General features: G+C 55.7%; 13 protein-coding genes. 8 read left to right on the top strand and 5 right to left on the bottom strand.

Translation table 11 applies throughout. From position 1 onward, the window contains the following. Positions 1-74 precede the first annotated feature (74 nt). Positions 75-1730, top strand: coding sequence for a fibrobacter succinogenes major paralogous domain-containing protein (locus CRO08_RS12320; protein WP_176495148.1), 1656 nt, complete (start codon positions 75-77; stop codon positions 1728-1730). Positions 1731-1753: 23 nt separating this feature from the next. On the opposite strand, the gene ung is transcribed toward CRO08_RS12320, so the two are convergent. Together ung and CRO08_RS12310 are read right to left on the bottom strand one after the other, a co-directional pair. After that, entirely contained in the window at positions 1754-2431 is a 678-nt protein-coding gene (gene ung / locus CRO08_RS12315; RefSeq protein WP_097036439.1) for a uracil-DNA glycosylase, read from the bottom strand. 86 nt (positions 2432-2517) lie between these two features. Continuing rightward, complete coding sequence (locus tag CRO08_RS12310) at positions 2518-3927, bottom strand: class I SAM-dependent methyltransferase (protein ID WP_097036438.1); 1410 nt, start codon at positions 3925-3927, stop codon at positions 2518-2520. Positions 3928-4068: 141 nt separating this feature from the next. Between CRO08_RS12310 and CRO08_RS12305 the strand changes: the two genes are divergently transcribed. The 5 genes from CRO08_RS12305 (at position 4069) to CRO08_RS12285 (ending at position 13142) form a co-directional block, all read left to right on the top strand. Beyond that, positions 4069-5532: a glycosyl hydrolase 53 family protein gene (locus tag CRO08_RS12305; protein ID WP_255252358.1), complete on the top strand. Its 1464-nt coding sequence runs from the start codon at positions 4069-4071 to the stop codon at positions 5530-5532. A 108-nt stretch (positions 5533-5640) separates the two neighbouring features. After that, the gene (locus CRO08_RS12300) at positions 5641-8205 is read left to right on the top strand and encodes an InlB B-repeat-containing protein (RefSeq protein ID WP_097036436.1); all 2565 of its coding nucleotides are present in this window, start codon (positions 5641-5643) and stop codon (positions 8203-8205) included. A 125-nt stretch (positions 8206-8330) separates the two neighbouring features. Further along, positions 8331-9509 (top strand): iron-containing alcohol dehydrogenase, encoded by a 1179-nt coding sequence (locus tag CRO08_RS12295; protein ID WP_097036435.1) that lies wholly within the window; start codon positions 8331-8333, stop codon positions 9507-9509. A 79-nt stretch (positions 9510-9588) separates the two neighbouring features. Further along, positions 9589-10605, top strand: a complete 1017-nt coding sequence (locus CRO08_RS12290; protein ID WP_097036434.1) for an SDR family oxidoreductase — start codon at positions 9589-9591, stop codon at positions 10603-10605. Between the two features lie 86 nt (positions 10606-10691). Next, positions 10692-13142: a SpoIIE family protein phosphatase gene (locus CRO08_RS12285; RefSeq protein ID WP_097036433.1), complete on the top strand. Its 2451-nt coding sequence runs from the start codon at positions 10692-10694 to the stop codon at positions 13140-13142. Here CRO08_RS12285 and CRO08_RS12280 read toward each other — a convergent pair. The 3 genes from CRO08_RS12280 to CRO08_RS12270 are packed head-to-tail and all read right to left on the bottom strand — an operon-like array spanning position 13139 to position 17260. Next, positions 13139-15610, bottom strand: coding sequence for an ABC transporter (locus CRO08_RS12280; protein WP_097036432.1), 2472 nt, complete (start codon positions 15608-15610; stop codon positions 13139-13141). The genes CRO08_RS12285 and CRO08_RS12280 overlap by 4 nt on opposite strands. A 29-nt stretch (positions 15611-15639) precedes the next feature. Next, positions 15640-16275, bottom strand: coding sequence for a hypothetical protein (locus CRO08_RS12275; protein WP_097036431.1), 636 nt, complete (start codon positions 16273-16275; stop codon positions 15640-15642). Continuing rightward, positions 16247-17260 (bottom strand): YihY/virulence factor BrkB family protein, encoded by a 1014-nt coding sequence (locus CRO08_RS12270; RefSeq protein WP_072811254.1) that lies wholly within the window; start codon positions 17258-17260, stop codon positions 16247-16249. The genes CRO08_RS12275 and CRO08_RS12270 overlap by 29 nt, the downstream gene beginning before the upstream one ends. 252 nt (positions 17261-17512) lie before the next feature. Between CRO08_RS12270 and CRO08_RS12265 the strand changes: the two genes are divergently transcribed. Together CRO08_RS12265 and CRO08_RS12260 are read left to right on the top strand one after the other, a co-directional pair. Beyond that, the gene (locus CRO08_RS12265) at positions 17513-20143 is read left to right on the top strand and encodes a T9SS type A sorting domain-containing protein (protein ID WP_097036430.1); all 2631 of its coding nucleotides are present in this window, start codon (positions 17513-17515) and stop codon (positions 20141-20143) included. Next, complete coding sequence (locus tag CRO08_RS12260) at positions 20143-22020, top strand: GDSL-type esterase/lipase family protein (RefSeq protein WP_097036429.1); 1878 nt, start codon at positions 20143-20145, stop codon at positions 22018-22020. Before CRO08_RS12265 ends, CRO08_RS12260 begins: the two co-directional genes overlap by 1 nt.

Genomic DNA, 22020 nt, shown 5'->3' with positions numbered 1-22020 from the left:
AACCGGATAATACTCCTTGAACTATGCCCGGAAGGAACACTTTATTTATATTTGTAATGGAGAAAATGATGTATATGAAAAAATTAGAATACAGCGCCCCCCTCAAAAAATTCAGTCTGATTGCCTCGTTTATGCTTGTCGTGGCCATTTTTGTGGCATGCGGTGACGACGAGTCCTTTGCAGTGAGGCCGGGAGAGGATGAAAAATCCTGCAGCAGCACCGAAGAGTCGTCTTCGTCCAGCGTGTCTAGCAGTTCGTTGGCCAAGTCTAGCAGTTCGTTGGCCAAGTCGAGCAGTTCGTCTGCCGTATCCAGCAGCAGTAACGTCACGCCGCGGTCGAGCTCTAGCGAGACAAGTGTGTCCAGCAGTAGTTCTGCCCGTTCCTCCAGTTCTTCGCAGATAGTTCCCTGCAAGACAGAGACGGAGGACAACTGCGTGTATGGGACCCTGGTCGACGATCGCGACGGCCAGACGTACAAGACGGTAACGATCGGCTCGCAAACCTGGATGGCCGAAAATCTGAACTATGCGGCGCGGTACAGTACCTGTTACAAAAACGATGCCGCCAACTGTTCCAAGTACGGCAGGTATTACACGTGGGACGTTGCCATCGATAGCGCGGCTCTCCGGAATGCAATCGACAGGATCTGTGGCAATGGATATATTTGCGAATTCAAGCAACCCATACGGGGCGTGTGCCCCAGCGGCTGGCACTTGCCGAGCAAGGCGGAGTGGGTCGTTCTGTTCTACTCGGGCGTCGGAGGTGCGCGGGTAGAGGGCTCCATAACGACGGCGGGAATGTACCTCAAGGCCACTTCGGGGTGGGACTGGAGTGCCATTTTTGAGGATGACGGTAATGGTTATGATTCTTTCGGATTTGCTGCACTCCCTGCCGGTTACAAATCAGCAGATTTCTTTAGCGAGGGCAAGGAAGCATATTTCTGGACATCGACGGATGAACGGAGCGAACAGGCCACTGCCATAAGGCTGGATCAAGGGTCCACGACATTTACGGCATCCTTGACGAAGTACGAGGGAGCCTCTGTTCGCTGTGTGATGGATGACCCCGATACGCCGGCAATTTCTGGCAGTGTCGTGGAATCGTCAAGTTCGGAACCGGTGCCGCCTCCCTGCAATGTAGAAACGGATGACAGCTGCTTTGTGGATGCCCGCGATGGCCAAACTTACAGGATGGTTTACATCGCACGCCGTATTTGGATGGCGCAGAACCTCAACTACAAGACTCCGAAAAGTTATTGCTATAAGGATGACTCGACCAATTGCGCCAGGTATGGTCGCCTTTACACCTGGAGCGCTGCCGTCGATAGCGTGGGTGTCTGGAGTGACGCTTGCAAGGGGTGCGGTAATTCAGTCCGCAAGAGCCCGGATGGCCAGGCTCGAGGTGTTTGCCCTGAAGGTTGGCACTTGCCTTCGCATAATGACTGGTCGGCCTTGTTGGCGGCAGACAGCACGACTACGAAATTGAAATCGACTAGCGGTTGGTCCGGTAGTTACGAAAGCGTCGACAATGGCTTTTCTGCACTGCCTGCAGGCCAGGGGGAAAGTTCAGGACTTTATACGGGCTTGGGCTATAGAACATATTTCTGGTCGACCAGTGAAGACTTTACCGATAGGGCGGAAGGTATGGCCCTTTATTCTAGCGAACGCGAGGCCGAACATGTATCCCTCTATAAAGCGAGGGCTTATTCGGTCCGCTGCATATTGGATTAGGCAACAGTCCTGTCGGCCGATGCTTACTTGATGCTCCAGTCGATGGGTTCTAGACCCTTGCTGACGAGGTATGCATTTGCCTTGCTAAAATGCTTGCAACCGAAGAAACCGCGGTAGGCCGAAAGCGGGCTCGGGTGTGGCGCGGTGAGAATCAGGTGGCCACGGTTCGGGGCCACGAGTGCCTGCTTTTTGATGGCGAAACTGCCCCAGAGCAAGAACACGAGATTCTCGCGCACTTGGGAGAGGCGCTGGATGACGGTGTCGGTGAACTGCTGCCAGCCGATTCCGGCGTGGCTTGCCGCCATGTGGGCGCGGACCGTGAGCGATGCGTTCAGGAGAAGGATTCCCTGGTGCGCCCAGCTTTCGAGGTTTCCGTGCGGGGGCGGCGTGATGCCGAGGTCATCGTGAAGTTCCTGGAAAATGTTCACGAGTGACGGGGGAGGCTCGATACCCATGGGCACCGAGAAGCACAGCCCGTGCGCCTGGCCCGGATTGTGGTAGGGGTCCTGCCCGATGATGACCGCTTTTACTTTATCTACAGGGCAGTAGTCGAGTGCCGCGAAAATCTTGGAGCCGGGCGGATAGACCACGTGATGCTCCGCCTTCTCTTGCAAAAGTTTGTTTTTAATTTGTTTGAAATACGGCTGCTCGAATTGGTCGGCGAGCAGGTTCAGCCAGGATTGTTCAAGTTTTACGCTCATATAGTCATTAGTTGTTGGTCAATAGTCATTAGTTATGATAAAAAAGTGTCATCCTGAGTGGAGAACGAAGCCCAAAGTCGAAGAATCTAGGTTTGATTTTTCGTTTTTGTTGTTAGTATAGCAACCTTTTCGCCTTTGGCACGGGTGTAGAACAGGATTGCGGAATTCTTGCCCTTGGGCTTGAGTCGCTTGGTTTCGGCATCGGGGTCGAGTTTTACGCCGCGCAGCTTGAGCGTGATTTTCCCGATGTCGTGTTCCTTGAGCATGCTGCGGACGGCGCCTGTCGCGATTTCGGTATGCGCGAGCACTTCGTAGCAGGAAAATCCCGGTGCAGGGAGCGGCTTGTCGCTCGAAACATACGCGATGCCTTCCGAAATCAGGTGAGCATTCGGGTCGTGGGCGAGGGCAGCCGCATTGAAGAGGTGGCTCCGGATAAGTACCGGCGCGGGTTCTGCGATGTACTTGCCGATTTCCCCGAGGGGCAGGTCGCTCCGGCTCGTCGCCGTGCGGTAGGTGCGGTCCTTGCCTTCGAGGCTGTCGTTCCGGTCGAGTTTTTCCTGCAGGTCGTCGTCGAGGGTCTCGAGCGAGCGGTCGCGCCTGCGGGTCCATTCTGCAAGCGTTTCGCCTGCCTTCCCGACAATGACCGCGCGGACGGTGTCCGGGTGTTTTGCGAGTTCCCCGAAGAGCACGAGGCATTCGCGGCAGTCGCTGTGCCCGCCCAGGTAGAGGATTTCGGTTCCGTCCGGGATTTCGGCGGGCGGGTAGCCGGGCGGGAGTTTCGCCATGCCGCCCCTGTAGTGCCTGCTGATTTCCACGACTTCCTCGAGCGTGGGCGTGAGGTTCTTCAGGTCGCGCTGGTTCTCGCCTTCAATGGCGCGGCGTGCCGGGTCGATGGTGAAGTAGTCCGCTTTCGTCATGCCCGCGGAGGCGGGCATCTTTGCGCCGTTCTCGCGAGCGACTTCGCGGACATCTTTGTTGAGTGTCTCCGCGGCCTTCCCGAACGCCTGCATATTGTGGCTATACATCGCGAGGCGGTTTTCGTCCAGGTCGACTCCCGTCACTTTCAGGCCCGCAGGCAGGTAAAAACTGTCTCCGCCCATGCCGCAGCACAGGTCGTGAACTTCCGCGCCTGCGCCAGTTGCATTTTCGGTTGCGTCGTTCCCGCGCGGCCAAAGGTTCGCCTTCCAGCGCCCGATATCCTGTGCGGTGCTCTGTTCTAGCGCGAGTTTGTCGCACAGGAGGAACATCCCGCGGGCGGTCTCGTTATTTGTGGAATTGCGGGCAGCGCCGACTTTTGCAATGTGTTCAGCGGCACAGAACTTCTCGCGGAACTTGGGCACGAGCGCCATGTAGTCCATGATAGCCGCGCGTTCCTCGTTGCTGTAGCCTGCCTTCTGGAGCGCGGTCGAAACTTGCAAGGCGTCCCACTTGCGCGTAAGGGCCTCTTCGATAAAGCCCTGTACAGTGTCAGATGCGAGCAAATTCCACGGTTGCATATTGTAAATTTAAATTATTTGCACGATTTTATGGGCTCCGGCGCACCGCTTGCCAAACTTTTAGTTTAAATTTAAGGCATGGGATACAAACAGGGTTGTTTTAGAGTACGGCACTTGTGCCGTTTTGGGTGTGTCGCGGCGATGGCTGCGGCTGGGGTTCTTTTCGTTGCATGCGGCGGCGATTCCGGCAGCGGTGCCGGTTACGACTACGAAATCGTGGGGGATTCCTCCGCGGGCATGTCCTTGCCCGATTTGGGTGGCTCCTCCGATGTCGCGGCAATCTCGTCATCCTCGGATGTCTCGCGGTCTTCCGAATTCCCGCAGTCTTCCGACAATCCCCCCGCAGGTTCGTCCGCAGGGCCGCTCTCTTCTTCTGTACCGCTCCCGCCCTTTGCTTCATCTTCGTCTTATTTGTGGGATTCGTATTTCAGTTCCAGCTCGATCCGTATCCCTCCGCGTTCTTCTTCGGGCATGGAACCCCCGCGCTCCTCGGCGCATGAACCTCCGCCTTCGTCCTCGTCTAAAATTCCGCAGTCCTCCGCTTCCGAACCGCCGCTCAGTTTCGGTTTCTACACCGGCGCCGACATCTCGACCGTGCAGGAATACGAACGCTTCGGCGCGAAGTTCTTCGACGTTGACGGAACTGAGAAGGACATTTTCACGCTCCTCAAGGGCCACGGCTTCAACGCCATCCGTTTAAAGACTTTTGTAAGCCCGAAGGCGCAGTACGGCTATGCCGCTGCGGGTTGCGACCACGATGCAGAAGCCTATGCCGACAAGGACCACATCGTTGCCTACGCGCAAAAGATCAAGGCTGCGGGCATGGCATTTCTGCTTGACATCCACTACAGCGACAACTGGGCCGATCCCGGTAAGCAGATTATTCCGGAGCGCTGGCGCAAGGTGAACAGCTCCGACGCCCTTGCCGATTCCGTGTATGCCTACACGCTCGACCTGATGAATGCGCTCAAGCAGGTGGGGGCGGTTCCCGAGATGGTGCAGATTGGCAACGAGACCACGCCGGGCATCCTCGTTCACGTGCCGAACAGCAGTACAAACTGCTGGGGCGACAATGTGGACAAGGCCTCCGCTGCGATTGCCGGCGACATGAGCACCTCGAGCGGCAAGGCGAACGCGGCGAAGTACTTCAAGGCGGGCATCAAGGCCGTCAAGGAAGTTTCGCCGAATACCAAGACTGTGCTGCATATTGAACGCATACGCCAGGCGAATACCGTCACCTGGTGGATGACGGAAATATTCAAGAACCAGAAGGTCCCCGCCGACGTGATGGGATTCTCCGCCTACACGGCGTATGGCGACAAGGCTCCCGATGACTGGAAATCGCTCTTCCAGACGGTCACTTCAAGCTATCCGAATCTTGAATTCATCGTCGCGGAATACAACGGCGGCGATGCGGAGAACCACTACAATTTCGACGGCTCGCGCAAGCGCACGACCGAGATGGTGAAGGGTCTTGACCGCTGGATAGGCACGTTCTTCTGGGAACCGACACTCAGCGGTGCTTGGGGCCCCGCGCTCTTCGACTGGAAGGGTAGCAACTTGCAGGCGAACAGCAAGGCCTTCGAAGAATTCCCTATGCGGTAGTTCTTTTTACACCTAAGATGGCACAAAGATGGTGCGTCGTTCCGTGAAATTACGTGTTTTTCTACTTTTTTTTGCTCGGATTAACTTATTTGTGATTATATTAAGGATATGAAGTGTTTGTATTCCTTTTTATTGCTGTTGTCGTTGGCTGGCTTCGGCTTTGCCGCGGTAGGCGACACGCGGACTATCACCTATTACCTGAACGGGGGCGTGAATGACCCCGCGAATCCGGATAGCTATGTCGTCATAAAAGCAGATTCTAGCGAATGCACGATTACGCTCCAGGAGCCGACCCGCGAAGGATCCCGGTTTCTGGGCTGGTTTAAAGAAGCTCCCACCGGTGTTTTTTACGACGCTCCCCAAAAAAGTATATCCCGTTGCAGTGGAGACAAATACACGTTGATAGCGCTTTGGGCCCCTGCAGTCAAGGAACCCCAGTTAAGTGCTGACAGCTGTTACCAAATCACCTCCAAGGAGGAACTTTACGCCATCCCCAAACTTTCCACCTTTGCTTGCATAGAACTCCAGAACGATATCGTGGTCAATGAAAATCTGCTGGATGCGGAAGGGAACCCGGACTCCACCCGCAATGACATCATGTACTGGCAGCCTTTTGCATTTGGCGGAATATTTGAGGGCAACGGCCACACCATTTCGGGGCTTTATACAAAAAAACAGTATGAAGCCGGGTTTTTCTCTAAGCTTTATGAAGGCGCCGGCAAGCCCCCCGTCGTAAGGAACTTGGGTATTAAGGATTCCTATTTTGAAGGTACCCCTTATGCAGGAGGTATTGTCGGCTATATAAAACAGTCGGCGCTTCTTGTCAATGTTTTTAGCGAGGCGACGGTTGTCGCGCGCGGTAGCGCCGGCGGCATTGCCGGTGCAATTATAAGCGAGGAAGACTGGTCGTGCCTTTGTGCTCCGCCTCCCTTGGCAAAGCCTGCCCTAGCAAAGCCCGAATGGCCCACGATGAACCCGAGCAACGTGACTCAGATTATCAACGCCTACAATGCGGGCCGCGTTTCCGGTGCATCTCGCCCATATGATGGAACCGGAGGCATTGTCGGTCAAGCGCAGGATTTAACCCTCGAGAACGTATTCAACATCGGAACCGTTTCTGACAGTGGCGATGCCATTTTTGGTTATCATAATCTTGAATGGTGTTACTATGACAGTTCCCGCCACCATGTTGAAATCAAGAACTCCTACTATGCCGGCGATGGGGCAGCCCAATACGGTGGATCAAAGGCGACTGCGGACGAATTCAGGGACGGGACCGTTCTAGGGAAATTGCAGGAGGGCACCTATGGTGCCGCATGGGAACAAAGCGTGGGCGTAGATCCATACCCGGTTTTAAGTTCCAATGTGAGGTATTACCTTGACTACAAATTGAACGGTGGCGTGAACAGCGACAAAAACCCGGAGTACTACACAATCGATTCCGCCGTTATTCTGTCAAGTCCCACAAAGGAGGGCGATACCTTTGAAGGATGGTTTGCCGACAGCCTGTATAAGGAACGGATTGACACCATCAAGGCCGGTACCAAAAAATACTATACCCTTTACGCCAGGTGGGAGAGCGAATATCTTGTGACCTATGTTGCCAATGGCGGCATGGAGCCCGAAATCAATCCCTCGCGCTGGTCCTCGGATTCCGCGGCCTATACATTAAAGGGGCTTGAAAAAGTAGGCTACACTTTTGACGGCTGGTATGCCGATTCCACGTTCAAAACGCTTGTGAAAGAGCTTGCGAAGGAACGCCACGACGATATCACGTTATATGCAAAGTGGATAACGAACAACTATAAGATCACGTACCACTTGAACGGTGGCGAGAATGACCCCGTTAATCCGGCAACATTCAATTTCGACACCGACATCACCTTAAAAGAACCGACCCGTAAAGGCTTTATTTTTGTAGGTTGGTTTGACAAACTCACTTATTCCAGCGAAATCAAGAGTTTCGGGAAAACATCCTACTACAGCCGCGATTTCGACCTTTATGCGCACTGGTATCCCGAACCCAAGAAGCCCGCCAAAAACGAAAACGGCTGCTACATCCTCTCGGATCGCAATGAACTGTACTGGTTTGCATTGTATACGAGCAACAAGCTTGATAGCGTCAAGGTTACGGAAACCCATCCCTGCGCCTGGCAGAAAAACGACATTGTCGTCAACGAGGCCCTCGTGGACGGCGACAGCAACTGGGTGGACGGAATTGTACTGTGGCACCCCATTGGCGTACTGAGCAGGGGCGACACCACTCCTGTTTATCAATCCAACGGCCACAGCATTTCGGGACTGTTTGTCAACGATTATTACAGCCAGTCCGTATGGGAAGAATTTTTCTGGCATCCGGATGATGCGGGCACCTTCCCGAATTTCGTGAACAGTTGCGTAAACACAAACAATGGTACCATCTGGTCGAGTGGTATAAGGCAATCGCTTCGCGAAGTTTCCAAGACGCTTTCGTTCGGCGTCAATGCCGCGGGTCGCCTGCTGCAAGTCTATGGCGCCCATGCGGGCTCAAAGGTAAACGTGTTCGATATGCAGGGCCGGGTAATTGCCCGCGGACAAGTGGATGCCGGCGGAAACCTCGCGCTTGAAATACGCCGTGCAGGCAATTATCTGGTTCAAGTGGGCCGCCAGGCGCACAGGGTCAATGTGAAATAGTACCCTCGCCGCAGCGGGTTAAAGAATTCCTGTTTCCCCCTGTACACAGAAAAAAGCCGAATTTGTGCGCAATTTCGGCAAAATTCTTGTATTTTTAAGCAAAAAAACAAGAAAAAGGATGGAACATGGAAAATTTCAATTTCTACAGCCCCACGGAATTTGTATTCGGTAAGGACCGCGAAAATGAATGCGGTGCGCTCGTCAAGAAGTATGGCGGCACGAAGGTGCTTATCCACTACGGTGGCGGTTCCGCCGTGCGTTCGGGGCTCATCGACCGCGTGAAGGCGAGCCTGGATGCGGCTGGTATCCCGCATGTGGAACTTGGCGGCGTGAAGCCGAACCCGCACGATTCGCTCGTGTACAAGGGCATCGAGATTGTCCGCCAGAACGGCATAGACTTTATCCTTGCGGTGGGCGGCGGCTCTACGATTGACAGCTCCAAGGCCATTGCGATGGGTGCTGTTTACGATGGCGATTTCTGGGACTTTTACGAGGGCAAGGCCTCGGCGGCGGCAGCGCTCCCGATTGGCGTGGTGCAGACGATTGCGGCTGCCGGTTCCGAGGGCAGCGGCGACTCCGTGGTGACCAAGGAAGATGGCATGCTCAAGCGCGGCGCGAGCAGCGAGCACATTCGTCCGAAATTCGCGGTGCAGAATCCGGCGCTCCTTTGCACGTTGCCTGCCTACCAGACGGCCTGTGGAATTACCGACATCATGGCCCACGTTTTTGAACGCTACTTCACGAACACGCTGGAAGTGGAAATTACCGACCGCCTGTGCGAAGCGGTTCTCCTTACGATGGTGAAGGAGGGCCCGCGCGCCATTGCCGACCCCGCCAACTACCAGGTGCGAGCAAACATCATGTGGGCGGGGACGGTAGCCCACAACGGCGTCGTGGGCTGCGGGCGCAGTCAGGACTGGAACAGCCACGCCATCGAGCATGAACTTTCGGCGCTTTACGACTGCGCCCATGGCGCGGGCCTTGCAGTCATCATGCCCGCTTGGATGGAATACGTGGTGGACCACAACGTGATGCGCTTTGCCCAGATGGCGACGCGCGTGTTCGGCTGCGAGATGAATTTCGAGAACCCGAAGGCCACCGCCCTCGAGGGCATCAAGGCCTTCCGCCGTTTCCTGCATTCCATCGGCATGCCCATCAACTTTGCAGAACTCGGCGCGAAGGAAGAGGACATCCCGAAGCTGGTCGAAAAGCTCAATCCGGGCGACGGCTGGGGTTTTGTTCCGCTCAAGGCGAAGGACGTGACCGCGATTTACACCATTGCCGCCCACGCCTCTCTTGATTGACCCGCATTCTTCAACGTCATCCCCGCGACCTGTGGTGAGCGAAGTCGAACCAAGGCGGGGATCTTTTATGGTCTAGCATATGAACGCTCTTTTCATCGGCGGTACGGGAACCATCAGCATGGCCATCACGCGCCTTGCTGCATCCCAGGGCTGGAAACTCTACCTGCTCAATCGCGGGAACCGCCCCGCAGAAGACATTCCCGAAGGTGTTGAACTCATCAACGCCGACATCTACGATGAATCTGCCGTTGCCGAAAAACTCAAGGGCATGCAGTTCGATGTGGTCTGCGATTTCATCGTGTTCCACCCGAGTGCGCTTGAACGCGATTACCGTCTGTTTAAGGGTAAAACCAAGCAGTTCATGTACATCAGTTCCGCGAGCGCCTACCAGAAGCCGCTTTCGGACTACCGCATTACCGAGGGCACGCCTCTTGCGAACCCGTACTGGGAATACTCCCGCAACAAGATTGCGGGGGAGGAATTCCTGATGCGTAAGTACCGCGAGGAAGGTTTCCCCATCACGATCGTGCGCCCGAGCCACACCTACGACGAGCGCAGCATTCCGCTGGGCGTCCACGGCAAGAACGGCAGCTGGCAGGTCGCGAAACGCATGCTCGAGGGCAAGCCCGTCATTATTCACGGTGACGGCACGAGCCTCTGGACCATGACTTTCAACACCGACTTTGCCCGCGGTTTTGTGGGCTTGATGGGGAACGTTCACGCCATCGGTGAATCGTTCCAGATTACAAGCGACGAGACGCTCACCTGGAACCAGATTTACAAGGCCGTTGCCGACGCTCTCGGCGTGGAACTCAAACCGTACTACGTGTCATCGCAGTTCCTTGCGGATGTGAGCGACTACGACCTGCTCGGGAGCCTCATCGGCGACAAGGCGAATTCCGTGGTGTTCGACAATTCCAAACTCAAGCGCGCCGTACCGAATTTCCGTACTGAGGTCCGCTTTGACGAGGGAATCCGCCGTACCATCGCAAATGTGCTCGCACATCTGGAATTCCAGAAAGAGGATCCCGAATTTGATGCCTGGTGCGACAAGGTTGTCGAGACGCTTGAAAATGCGAAAAAATCTATGGGATAGCATATAGTAACGATAATTTCTAGGGTGGCGGCGACAATCCGCCTCTTTTTACATATATTTCTTAAAAACGTAAAGGGCAGGTTTCTATGGGATTCTACTTCCGCGGACTCGCGTTCAAACAGACCATGATGATTCTTATAGTCGTCACGGTTGTCGTCGGCACGATTTTCGGCATCATGACGTCGAAGATGAACGGAAAACTCGAACAGATGACGATAGATAATGGCGAGCAGACTAGCGAAGCGAGTGTAACCTATATCAACTCGATTTTCGATGCCGCCAAGACAATCGGCGAGGAAATTGCCGCGAGGCTGGGCTCGCAAGAAATGACGCGCGAAGAACTCGACAACTACCTTCTGCGCTCCTTGGATGTCGCGAGGAATTCTGTCCCCCAGATTATTGCGGTGGTCACGGCGTGGGAACCCGGCAAGGGCCCTGAAACCAAGAAGGGCGACTACATGAAGCTGGCCTATTTCGTCAATAACGAGAGCAAGCTTGTCGCCGGTGCCAACTACGATGTTCATGAATGGTACAAGAGCACGAGGGATACCAAGACTGCCCGCTGGCAGGAACCGTTTATCGGTGAATTTGTCCCGGAGCCGATCGCTGTATATACGGTTCCCATATTCCGCAAGGATAAGGCGGGCGAGGATGTTTTGGTCGGTGTCCTTGCCATTGATATCTCGATTGATTTCCTCAAGGGAACGGTTTCCTCGATTCCGGTATCCAATTCGGGTTTTGCCATGATTCTTTCGTCGAAGAATGTCCCGGTTGCCTACCCGAAGGCTGTTGCCGGGGAGAGAACCGCAGACGAAATGAAGGTCAGGGAACTTGTCGGTGGCGATCTTGCAGATTTCGATAGGAGCATCAAGAAGGCAAAAGGCCTTATTCTAGGCAATGTCGCGGGGATGGATGCCGCCATTTACTACACCACGATGAAGTCGAACGACTGGACGTTCCTGGTTGCCTGGCCTGTACAGCAGTGGTACGAGGATCGTCAGGCGTTGTTTAAGCTTTTCATTGGGCTTGCTGTTGCGGGCTATGCCATACTGCTTTTCTTTATGCTGCTCATCTCGTTCAGGGTGACCAAGCCGCTCAAGGATCTCGCGTTGGCGGCGAAGCGGCTCGGCAAGGGCGATTTCAATGTAGAGATTCCCAAGATTTCTGGGCACGACGAGGTGTCCGAATTCGCGGGTGCGTTCAAGAACATGCTTGATTCGCTCAAGAACTACGTCGAGGCGGAGAAGGACGTGAAGCGCATCGAGCGCGAACTTGACCTGGCGCGCAATATTCAGTTGTCGATGCTCCCGGGCGAAGAACGCGAAGAGAATTCCGATGACGACCGCCACGAGCTTTCGCAGTTCCTGCAGCCGGCGAAGGAAGTTGGCGGTGACTTCTATGACTACTTCAAGATAGATAACGACCACCTTTGCGTTGTGGTGGGCGACGTGTCCGGCAAGGGCGTGCCAGCTTCGCTGTTCATGATGGTTTCCCGAATCATGCTCCGCATTATGGCGAAGAACCTGAAGGATGTGCAAAAGACGTTCAGTGCCGCAAACTTCGCGCTTGCAAGGCGCAACAGGCTGAACATGTTCGTGACCGTCTGGATGGGCATTATTGACCTGCGCACGGGCCGCATCGAGTTTGCGTCTGCCGGGCATAACCCGCCGGTTGTCCGCCACAGCGACGGTTCTGTTGAGTTTGTCCCGAGCAAGTCCGGGCTTGTCATGGCTGCCATGGAACATACGGTTTACGAGGCGCAGACCTTTGAACTCAAGTCGGGCGACACCTTGTTCATGTACACTGATGGCGTGACCGAGGCGACAAACAACAATGATGAACTTTTTGGTGACCAGCGCCTGTTGAGTTCCGTGAAGAAGGGTGGCGATTTGGGAACCTCCAAGATTTGCGGATTTGTCAAGAAGGAAATCGATACCTTTGTGCAGGGCGCCCCGCAGTTCGACGATATCACGATGCTTGCCGTGAAGTTTGTCGGTAACGACGAGCCCGTGTGGGAACGCTACGAGAAGACCGTTAACGTTGGTGACGGAAAGCGCGGCGAACTCAAGTCGTTCGTGGAAGGAATCCTCACGCCGATGGATGGCGAGAAGAAGATGCAGATGCGCGATGCCTGGCAGCGTTACGAGAAGATTGTGGACGTGATTCCCGAGAACCAGGAAGTGCTTACCACGTTCGTCGAGGGTATCCTTGCCCCGATGGACCCGTCCATGAAGTCGCAGATGCAGATTAACATCGCGATTGACGAAATCTACAGCAATATCGTGAAGTTCTCGGGCGCGACGGAAGTGACCCTGATTGTCGAAATCCGCAAGGCGACGCTCGAGGCAAGGCTCACGTTTATCGATAACGGTTCGCCCTTCGATCCGCTCAAGCAGGCGGATCCCGACGTGTCGCTTTCCGCGGAAGACCGCGAGATTGGCGGCCTCGGGATTTTCATTGTCAAGAAGACGATGGATAGCGTATGCTACCGCAGGAACGGCGACCACAACGAACTTGCGATTACCAAGACGCTTTAATTTCTGCTGAGTTCCACCACGTAGTCGGCGGCGTTCACGAAATCCTGTGCGTGCTCGATGGCAATGACGGTATGGCCCGCTTCGGTGAGGCCATGGATAAGGTTGAGCAGGTGCTGGATATCCTTTTGATGGAGTCCGCGTGCGGGTTCGTCGAAAAGGAACAGCGTGTTTGGGGCTTTTGCACGTGCAAGCGCAATGGAAAGGCGCAAGCGGGCGCGTTCCCCTCCGGAAAGGTGCGTCGTGGTCTGCCCGAGTTTCAGGTAGTCGAGCCCGGTATCCACGAGTGGCTTTAATTTATCTGCAAAAGGCTTCAGGTTCGTGAATAGCCTGTAGGCGTCGCCGACTTCCAGGTCGAGGATGTCGGCTATAGAAAGCGACTTGAAGCGAACCTCGAGAATTTCGTCCTTGAAACGCCTGCCGAGGCATACGGGGCACTGCGATTCCTCGTAGCCAGCGGGGTCGAGAATTACACCTTCTCCCTTGCAGTTTTCGCAGCGGCCGCCGGGGGCGTGCGTCGCGAACTTGCTTGCGGTGTAGCCGCGCACCTTGCTTTCGGGGAGTTTCGCGAACAGGTCGCGCAGAATCGTGTTCAGGTTGATTGCCGAGGCGACGGTGCTGCGGCGGTTCCCGTGGAAGTCGCCCGTAGAAAGTACGGAGAGCGCCTGTATGCCGAGGTTGTCGAATTCGCCCCGGCTGGCGCGCGGGACCAGGTTCCTGAAGAACAGCGTGGACTTGCCGCTACCGCTTTGGCCCGTGATGACGCTGAACTTTTGTACCGGGAAGTGCGCGGTGACTGGCTTCATATCGAACATCGCGAATTTCTCGATATCGATGCTCGCGGCTTTTTCGACCGGATTCCTTTTTTTGCGCTTGTCACTTTCGTCTATCGTCTTTCGTCTATCGTCTTTCGTCTTTCGTCTTTCGTCTAAACCTTTAATCCACGCTCCCGTAGGCGACTGCGGGTTCTCCAGCACATCTTTCGCCTTCCCTTGCAGCAGAATTTCGCCGCCTTTTTCTCCGGCGCCGGGCCCCATTTCTATTATCCAGTCGGCGCGTCTGATGAGGGCGGGGTTGTGGTCTATAAGCACGAGCGTGTTCCCGCGGGATTGCACCTTCTTGAGGACTTTCCAGAGGGCGTCGACATCGCTCTGGTGCAATCCGCTTGCGGGCTCGTCGAGGACAATCAGCAGGTTGTTCAGGTGCCCGGTGCTGAGGCTCGAAAGCCGAAGTCTCTGGACTTCGCCACCCGAGAGGGTGGCCCCTGCACGCCCTGCCGTAAGGTAACCAATCCCGAGGTCAACCACCGCCTGTATGCGGTCGGTAAGCGTGCGGAACGCGGGCATCTGTTTTGCGGTGAGTCGCGTGTCGAGCAGGGCGTGCAGTCGGCTTTCGAGTTCCGCGAAAGGCGTGCTTAAAATGTCCTGCCAGGTAGTGGCTTCAATGCTGGCGTTCAATATACTCTTGTTCAGCCGGAGCCCGTGACATTTCGGGCATTCCTCGCCGCCTTCGGTGGCCCGCGCAATCCCTGGGCCTGCATCTGCGGATTTGCTTTCGATGCTCCCGGTGCCGTTGCATTCGGGGCAGGCGCTCGTGCGGCTATAGGGCGAAAAGTCTTCGGGCAAAAGCGGTCTCATGAGCCCAGCCCCGTGGTCAGGGCATCTGGGTTGCGTGCTGTAGACCCTGCGCTCCCCGCCATTATCGAGCGTGAGTTCCCCGTGCGTGAGCTTCAGGACCCCGTCGACGGCCTCGGCTATACGGGTGCGCGTGTTCTCGCGGACAATCACGCGGTCCACCACGATGAAGAATTCTTCAGGGGCAATTCTGCGTTCGGATTCGGTCAGGTCTGCAAGCGAATAGCTTACTCCGTCGGCCAGTGCACGGGTGAACCCCTGCGCCAGGAACACCGCCGATAGCTTGTCAAGCGTTGTCTTTCGCGACTTGCCGCGCAGTTCTTTCCCGTCGTTGCTGTCTCCGCCTTGCGCAGGACTCTCTTTTTCGATTCGCGCGAGGAACTGCAACTTGCTCCCCTGGGGCAAGCCCGCGATTTCGCGGATAATGCCTTCGCGGCTCATGCTTTCCATGGGCTTCCCGCAAATAGGGCAGGCGGGCTTTGCGTATGCCGCAAACAGGGCGCGCAACGTGGAATCGCATTCCGAGATGCTCAGCGCGTAAGCCTTTGCGGGCGTCTCTCCGTGGCTTGGCCCTACGGCAAGGCTCGCGGGTAGCCCTTCGGCACTGTCTAGCGGGATTATCCGCCTCCCGCCGAGCAATTCCGCCGCAAACGGGGAGAGCGTCTCCAGGTAGCGCCGCTTGGATTCCCCGTGCAGGGTATCAAGTACGAGGGTCGACTTCCCGCACCCCGAGGGGCCGCAAACGACGGTGATGCTCCCCAGCGGGAACTGGGCGTCCACGTTCTTCAGGTTGTGCAGCCTGCACCCGCGTATGGATATGAAACTTGAATCAGCCACGAGTTACATTATCCATCATCAATTATCAATTATTCACGTATGGTGAATCTCAGTTCCCCGAACGGCGTGCAGAAGTCCATGTTCTCGAGGTTGTTCTCCTCGATGCCAGCGAACATGCGGTAACCGCCACCGATAGACACCTCGAGCATCTTGGTGATGCGGTAGTTGAAGTGTGCCGCCATGTCGGCCACGAAGAAGTAGTCCTCGGATTCGAAGCCCTCGTCGCCGTTCTCGAGCGAGTTCACGGCGCCGCCACCGACCCTGATGGGCACGGAAACAGACATCTGTTCATTGAAGCGGAGCGGGAAGAGTTCCACGAACGCGCCGAACGAGTTGTAGTTCACGAGCTGCTTCTGGGGCACGTTGTAGTTGCGCACGTCGCTGATGGTAGTTACGTACCACATGCCGGCCGAGAGCAACTTGCCGAAGTCAAGGCCTATGCGGAGTGCCATGAAGATAGTCCCGTCGTCGGTGATCATGGAGTTTCCGCCGCCGATGCCGATGAGGGCCTTGATGCCTCTTTCGGACTTTTCCTCGGTGGGGGCGTTCGAATCGCCCATGCCCGCCAGTTCGGCAAAGCTTGTTCCCGAGAGCGAAAGCACCAGCGCAAGCGCGAAGGCGAATTTCGCCGTGAATCTACTTCTTTTCTTCGTTCCGTTGAGCATTGTGGATGTCCTCCAGGGTTGCGTTCCAGTTCCATTTCTTTTCGGACGATTCCGGCCAGTAGCAGATGGTCCACACGAGGCTGTTGCCGCACAGGATGATCGACCACACGCCAAAGAGCAGGAACAGGAACAGCGGGATAAAGGCGAGCGAGCCGTAGAAGATGGACATGCGGGTGACCATCGCGGTCTGGATGAGCATGAGGATCTTCACGTAGATATTGATGCAAATCCATGCGATGATGGTCGTCATGAGCGAGTAGCCGAACAGCTTGCGCTTGCGGTAGGGGGGCGCCTTGCCGGTTTCGCGCTGCCGCAGGCTCCTTGCGGGCAGGGCGTAGAGCATCAGGAATATGAGGAGCATCGCCGCGGTGTGGAACGCGATGTACCAGAACGCCGTGATGAGAATCTTGAGCAGCTGGGGCGAAAAGTGGAAACCGTCCACGATAATCATGGTGAGCACGTCCTGCACGTGGTTCACGAATCCCGCGAACATCCCGATAAAGCCTGCGAATATAAGCAGGAAGGGGGTGTAGACCTGGATTTGCCGGATGACGGTGCGCGAGGTCTTGACCTCCCACACCACGTTGAAGTTCGTCTCGAGGCTCCCGAAGGCGAGGATGAACGTCACGAAGAGACCGAGGGCGCCGATAAACCCGAGCTTTCCGATGGGGATATGTTCCGCGTTCTCGACGATGTTCTGGACCTGCTCGGTGGGCCAGTCCAGGTTGAGCATGTCGAGCAATATCGGCAGGTAGTCCGACACGAACCCGCCAAATCCGACGGCGAGGGTAATGGAGGTGAGCAATATGAGCAGGGGGACGACAGCCACCAGGGTGGTGTAGGTGAGGCTTGCCGCGCGGGTCATTCCGTGGTAGTACAGGAACGACTTCCCGGTCACGACCATGACCTTTACAAAGGAGGGGGAACGCTCTGCAATAGAGTCGAAAAGCCTCTCCCAAGAAAAATTCTTCCACCAATCCGGCATGCCCCCAATTATAGAAAATGAAAGGGCTGGTGCGGAAAATCGGCAAAAAACGGCTCCTTTGTCCACGTTTTTACACAAAAATGTAGACTTTTTAAACTGCGTGTAATCTAAAAATGTGTTAAAAATTGAAAATTTTATAAAATTATGTAGACTTTTAAAAATTTTTAATATATATTTAACGGTGGTGCCGTGTGCCCTTTTGGGGTGTATGGGTGTATATTTATAAAAGACAACGCAAGAAATGGAGTTGTTATGGGTATTGGAACGAAAACTTCTGTGATGTTGGCCGGGGTGCTTGCTTTTGGGCTCTCCGTTCCCTCCTTCGCGGCTCAGCGCCAGATGGAAAATCTTTCGCGTGGCCTTGCGGTCACGAACACGGGCAAGGGAATGCTCGTGAGCTGGCGCCTCTTGGGTACAGATGACCCCGCGACGGAATTCAACCTCTACCGCGATGGCGAGAAGGTGGCCTCTATCGGGAAGACCGGTGGCACGAACTACCTGGACGCCGCCGGCAAGACTACTTCCATGTACACGGTTGCCGCTGTGGTGAACGGCAAGGAAGGTGCCAAGCAGGCTGTTTCCGTAGTGCTCGACAAGACGGTCTCCAACAGCGGGAAGGGCTTCCCGTACAAGACCATCAAGCTGGAAGTCCCTGCGGCGCAGACGATGCCCGATGGCGAAAAGTGCACCTACGTTCCGAACGACATGAGCGCTGCCGATCTCGACGGTGACGGCGAATACGAACTTATCTTGAAGTGGGACCCGAGCAACGCCCACGACAACTCCCAGACGGGTTACACGGGCACGGTGTTCATCGATGCCTACAAGCTCGACGGCACGCGCCTTTGGCGTATTGACCTCGGCAAGAACATCCGCGCGGGAGCTCACTACACGCAGTTCCAGGTCTTTGACTACGATGGCGACGGCAAGGCCGAAATGATTGTGAAGACCGCCGACGGCACGATTGACGGTACTGGCAAGGCGATTGGCGACAAGTCGAAGGATTACCGCAGTTCGGGCGGAACGATTCTTGATGGTCCCGAATACTTGACGGTGTTCCGCGGTGTTGACGGTGCGGCGATTTCGACTGTTACGTACGAACCGAGCCGCAATATCTTGAGCCATGCTTCGCCCCAGGCTAAGGGCAAGTGGGGCGACAATTACGGCAACCGCTGCGAACGCTACCTGGCGGCGACGGGCTACCTGGATGGCGTGCATCCGAGCGCTATTTTCGCTCGCGGCTATTATAGCTCTGCCTACGTGGCTGCCTACGATTTCGATGGAAAGGACTTGAAGCTGCGTTGGCTCCACAAGTCCGAAGACCCGGACAAGGGGCTTTACGGCGAAGGAAACCACAGCCTCCAGGCGGCTGACCTCGATGGCGACGGTTACGATGAAGTGTTCTTCGGTGCTGCGGCCCTGAACCACGACGGCACGCTGCGTTACCGCACGGGACTTGGCCATGGCGATGCGCACCATATCGGTGACCTTGATCCGGACCGTCCGGGCCTTGAATCCTGGGACGTGCACGAACATACGGACGCCAAGTATACCGATGAACTTCGTGCAAACGATGGAACGATTATTTGGGGGACGGCTCAGCCGAATCCTGGCGTAGACAACGGCCGTGGCATGGCTGCCGATGTGGATTCGACCCATCGCGGTTACGAGATGTGGTCTGCGAAGGGCGGTGGAATGTTTACCGTAAAGCACGAAAAAATCGGTACGCCTTCTGTTTCCCAGAACTTCCGCATCTACTTTGACGGCGACCTGCAGGATGAACTTCTGGATGGCGCCTACGTGACCAAATTCAATTCTAAGGATATCAAGTCCGAAGTCTATTTTGACGGGCCTGCCGCTCTCGGTGCTACGGGTTGCAACGGCTCCAAGAATACGCCGAGCCTCGTGGCCGATCTCTTCGGCGACTGGCGCGAAGAACTGGTGGTGCGTAGCGAAAAGGACCCGACCACGATATACATTGTCTCGACTCCGGTGACGTCTCCGTACCGCCTCTACACGCTGATGCACGATGCTACCTACCGCACTGCTGTCGCTTCTGAAAATACGGCCTACAACCAGCCGCCTCATCCGGGATACTTCTTGCCCGATATGGCGAAGTCGCTCAAGCAGCCGAGCATCTTCGTGGTGGGTGAGGACCCGGCACCTGCCGACACGACTCCGGTGGTGAACAACGGAAAGTCCGAACTGGATGCCTCTACCCCGAAGGATGGCAAAGGCTGGACGGAAACGACCAACGAGGGCTTCCTCAAGAACGGCTATTATAACTTTGACAATGCGCTTTCGAGCTACGGTACCTGGGAAATCTTCTCGAAGACCGAGGCGAAGACTACGCTTACGGTGCGCTTCACGAACGGTGGGAGTACCTCCCGCAATATGGCGGTTACCGTGAACGGCGCTTCTGCCGGCACGATTAGCTTCCCCTCGACGGATGCCTCCTGGACGACGTATTCCGAGGCGAAGATTGACGTGAAAATTGCCGCTGGCGTGAACACGATTACGTTTACCTCGATGACGAGTGATGGCGGCCCGAACTTTGACATGTTCACCTTCGGCATTGATGGCGTGGAACTTTACGACGGTACGCAGAAACTTGACGATTCTACGACGACCGCATCGATTGTTCCGTTCAAGGGCGGTGTTTCCTTCAACCCCTCGACGGGCGTGCTCTTTACCCCGAAGGCTGGCTTTGCCGAGGTCTACCTGTACGACATGTCGGGCAATATGCGTCTGGCAGTGACGACAAGTGTTTCCGCTGGCGCGAACGGTATCTCGTTGAATAGCGAACTGCTCCCGAAGGGCATGTACGTGGTGAAGGTGAAACTCGACGGCAAGCTTGTCGCCGCAACGAGGATGGTGAAGTAATGGGTGCTTTCTCTAAATTCTGGCAGGGTGCCGTGATTGCCTCGATGCTTGCTGCTCCCGTGGCGCTTGCGAAGGTGACCATCTACATGTGTGGCGACTCCACCATGCAGGACTGGAACGAGGGCTACTATCCCAAGCAGGGTCAGGGTCAGGATTTCCATTACTGGTTCGACCCGACCAAGGCGGCGGTAGTGAACCGTGGTCAGGGTGGCATGTCGCTCGGTGGCGGTGGTAAGGCCAAGGATGGCAGCACTGCTGTCGGTTATTACGATATGTTCTTCAAGAAGGGCTGTTCTGCCGGTAACTGCATTGCCGAAAAGCTTCAGGCGGGCGATTACGTCGTAATCCAGTTCGGAATCAATGACGTGAACTACAGTACCGAGGATTTCTTCGCTTCCAACATGAAGAAGATGGTGAGCGATGTCCGCGCGAAGGGGGCATACCCGATTATCATGAGCCCGATTCGCCGCCTGTATTACGATTCCCCGACGCAGATTCATAACAGCTACCGCGGTTATCCGGCGCTCAACAAGAGCCTCGCCGAAGAACTCAACGTGCCGTTTATCGACATGAGCGAGATGGTCGCGAACTACATGATTTCGGTGGGCGAGCAGTATGCGGCTCAGTTCATCTTCAACTATGCGACCAAGGCTGAATACAGCAATCTTGGCAGTGACCAGACGGACCAGGTGCACTTGCAGATGAACGGTGCGAACGCCTTCGGGCGTATCATTACCGAACAGATGCGTGCGCATACGGACCCGATTGTGAAAAAGCTCGGCGACTACATGGCGCCCATGTACCAGGTGGATGTCAAGGTGAGCCCCGAAGGTGCTGCCGATGCGACGTCCCTCGGTGCGTATTACCCGCAGGGAATGACCGTGATGCTCAAGACCATGCCGAAGAGCGGCAAGAAGTTCCTCGGCTGGTACGACGGCAACGGCAACAAGGTGGGTGCCCCGAGCCGCTCCAATGTGAAGTCTCCCTACATCCATACGTTCGTGATGGGCTCTGCCGCAACGCAATATACTGCGGTTTATGAGGGCGGTACGGCGCAGAAGTATACCGGTGACGGCAAGGCGTTGACGGCATTCCCGACGACGACTCCGAAGAGCCTTGCCGATGTGACGTTCGTTCCGTTTACTCCGATTGAAGGTACCGAGCAGATTGATGTCGAGGTCGACAAGAACATCAAGAAGTTCTTCGATGCCTATAGCCCCGATACGGGCGTCGGCTACAAGGAAAACAACTGGACCGGCTTTATGGGCGATGGCTTCTTCAATCTTGAAAACTCGCAGACGTCTTTCGCTTCTTACAAGGTCAAGTTCCCGGCGGCGGGCTACGTGACGCTTGCCGTGCGCTACGCCAATGGCGGAAGTTCTGACCGCATGTTCAATGCCTATCTGGACCACGACTACCTCGTGAGTGCACCGCCTACGGGTGCCTGGGACAAGTGGGATACGGCCTACGTGGTGATGGATGCCCCGCAGGGTGAAACGGAACTCAAGATTATGTCGCTTACGAGTGACGGCGCGCCGAACATTGATGCCTTCGGTTTCAGCCTTGCAGGCGTGTGCCGCGTGAGCGAGGGTTGCCCCGAAGTTCAGGATTCAACTAAGGATACGACTGATACGTCGACGACAGCTCTGCGCGGCGTGGCCGCAAAAGCGGGAGTACAACTCCGTGGCAGCGTGCTCTCTCTGGTGCGTGATGCCGACGTGAGCGTATTTGACATGCGTGGCCGCCTGGTAATGCGCAAGACCGCTTCTGCGGGTGAAATGAACTTGTCCGAAACTGTGCGCACGGCGGGTCTTTACCGCGTCGTTGTCCGCTCGGGTAGTGAAAAGTTTAACGCAAACTGGGTCAAGGTGAGGTAG

It is taken from the genome of Fibrobacter sp. UWT3, assembly GCF_900230125.1.
Classification (GTDB): Bacteria; Fibrobacterota; Fibrobacteria; order Fibrobacterales; family Fibrobacteraceae; genus Fibrobacter.
Note: the sequence above shows the minus strand (reverse complement) of the source record. Positions and strands in the feature narration are given on the sequence as shown.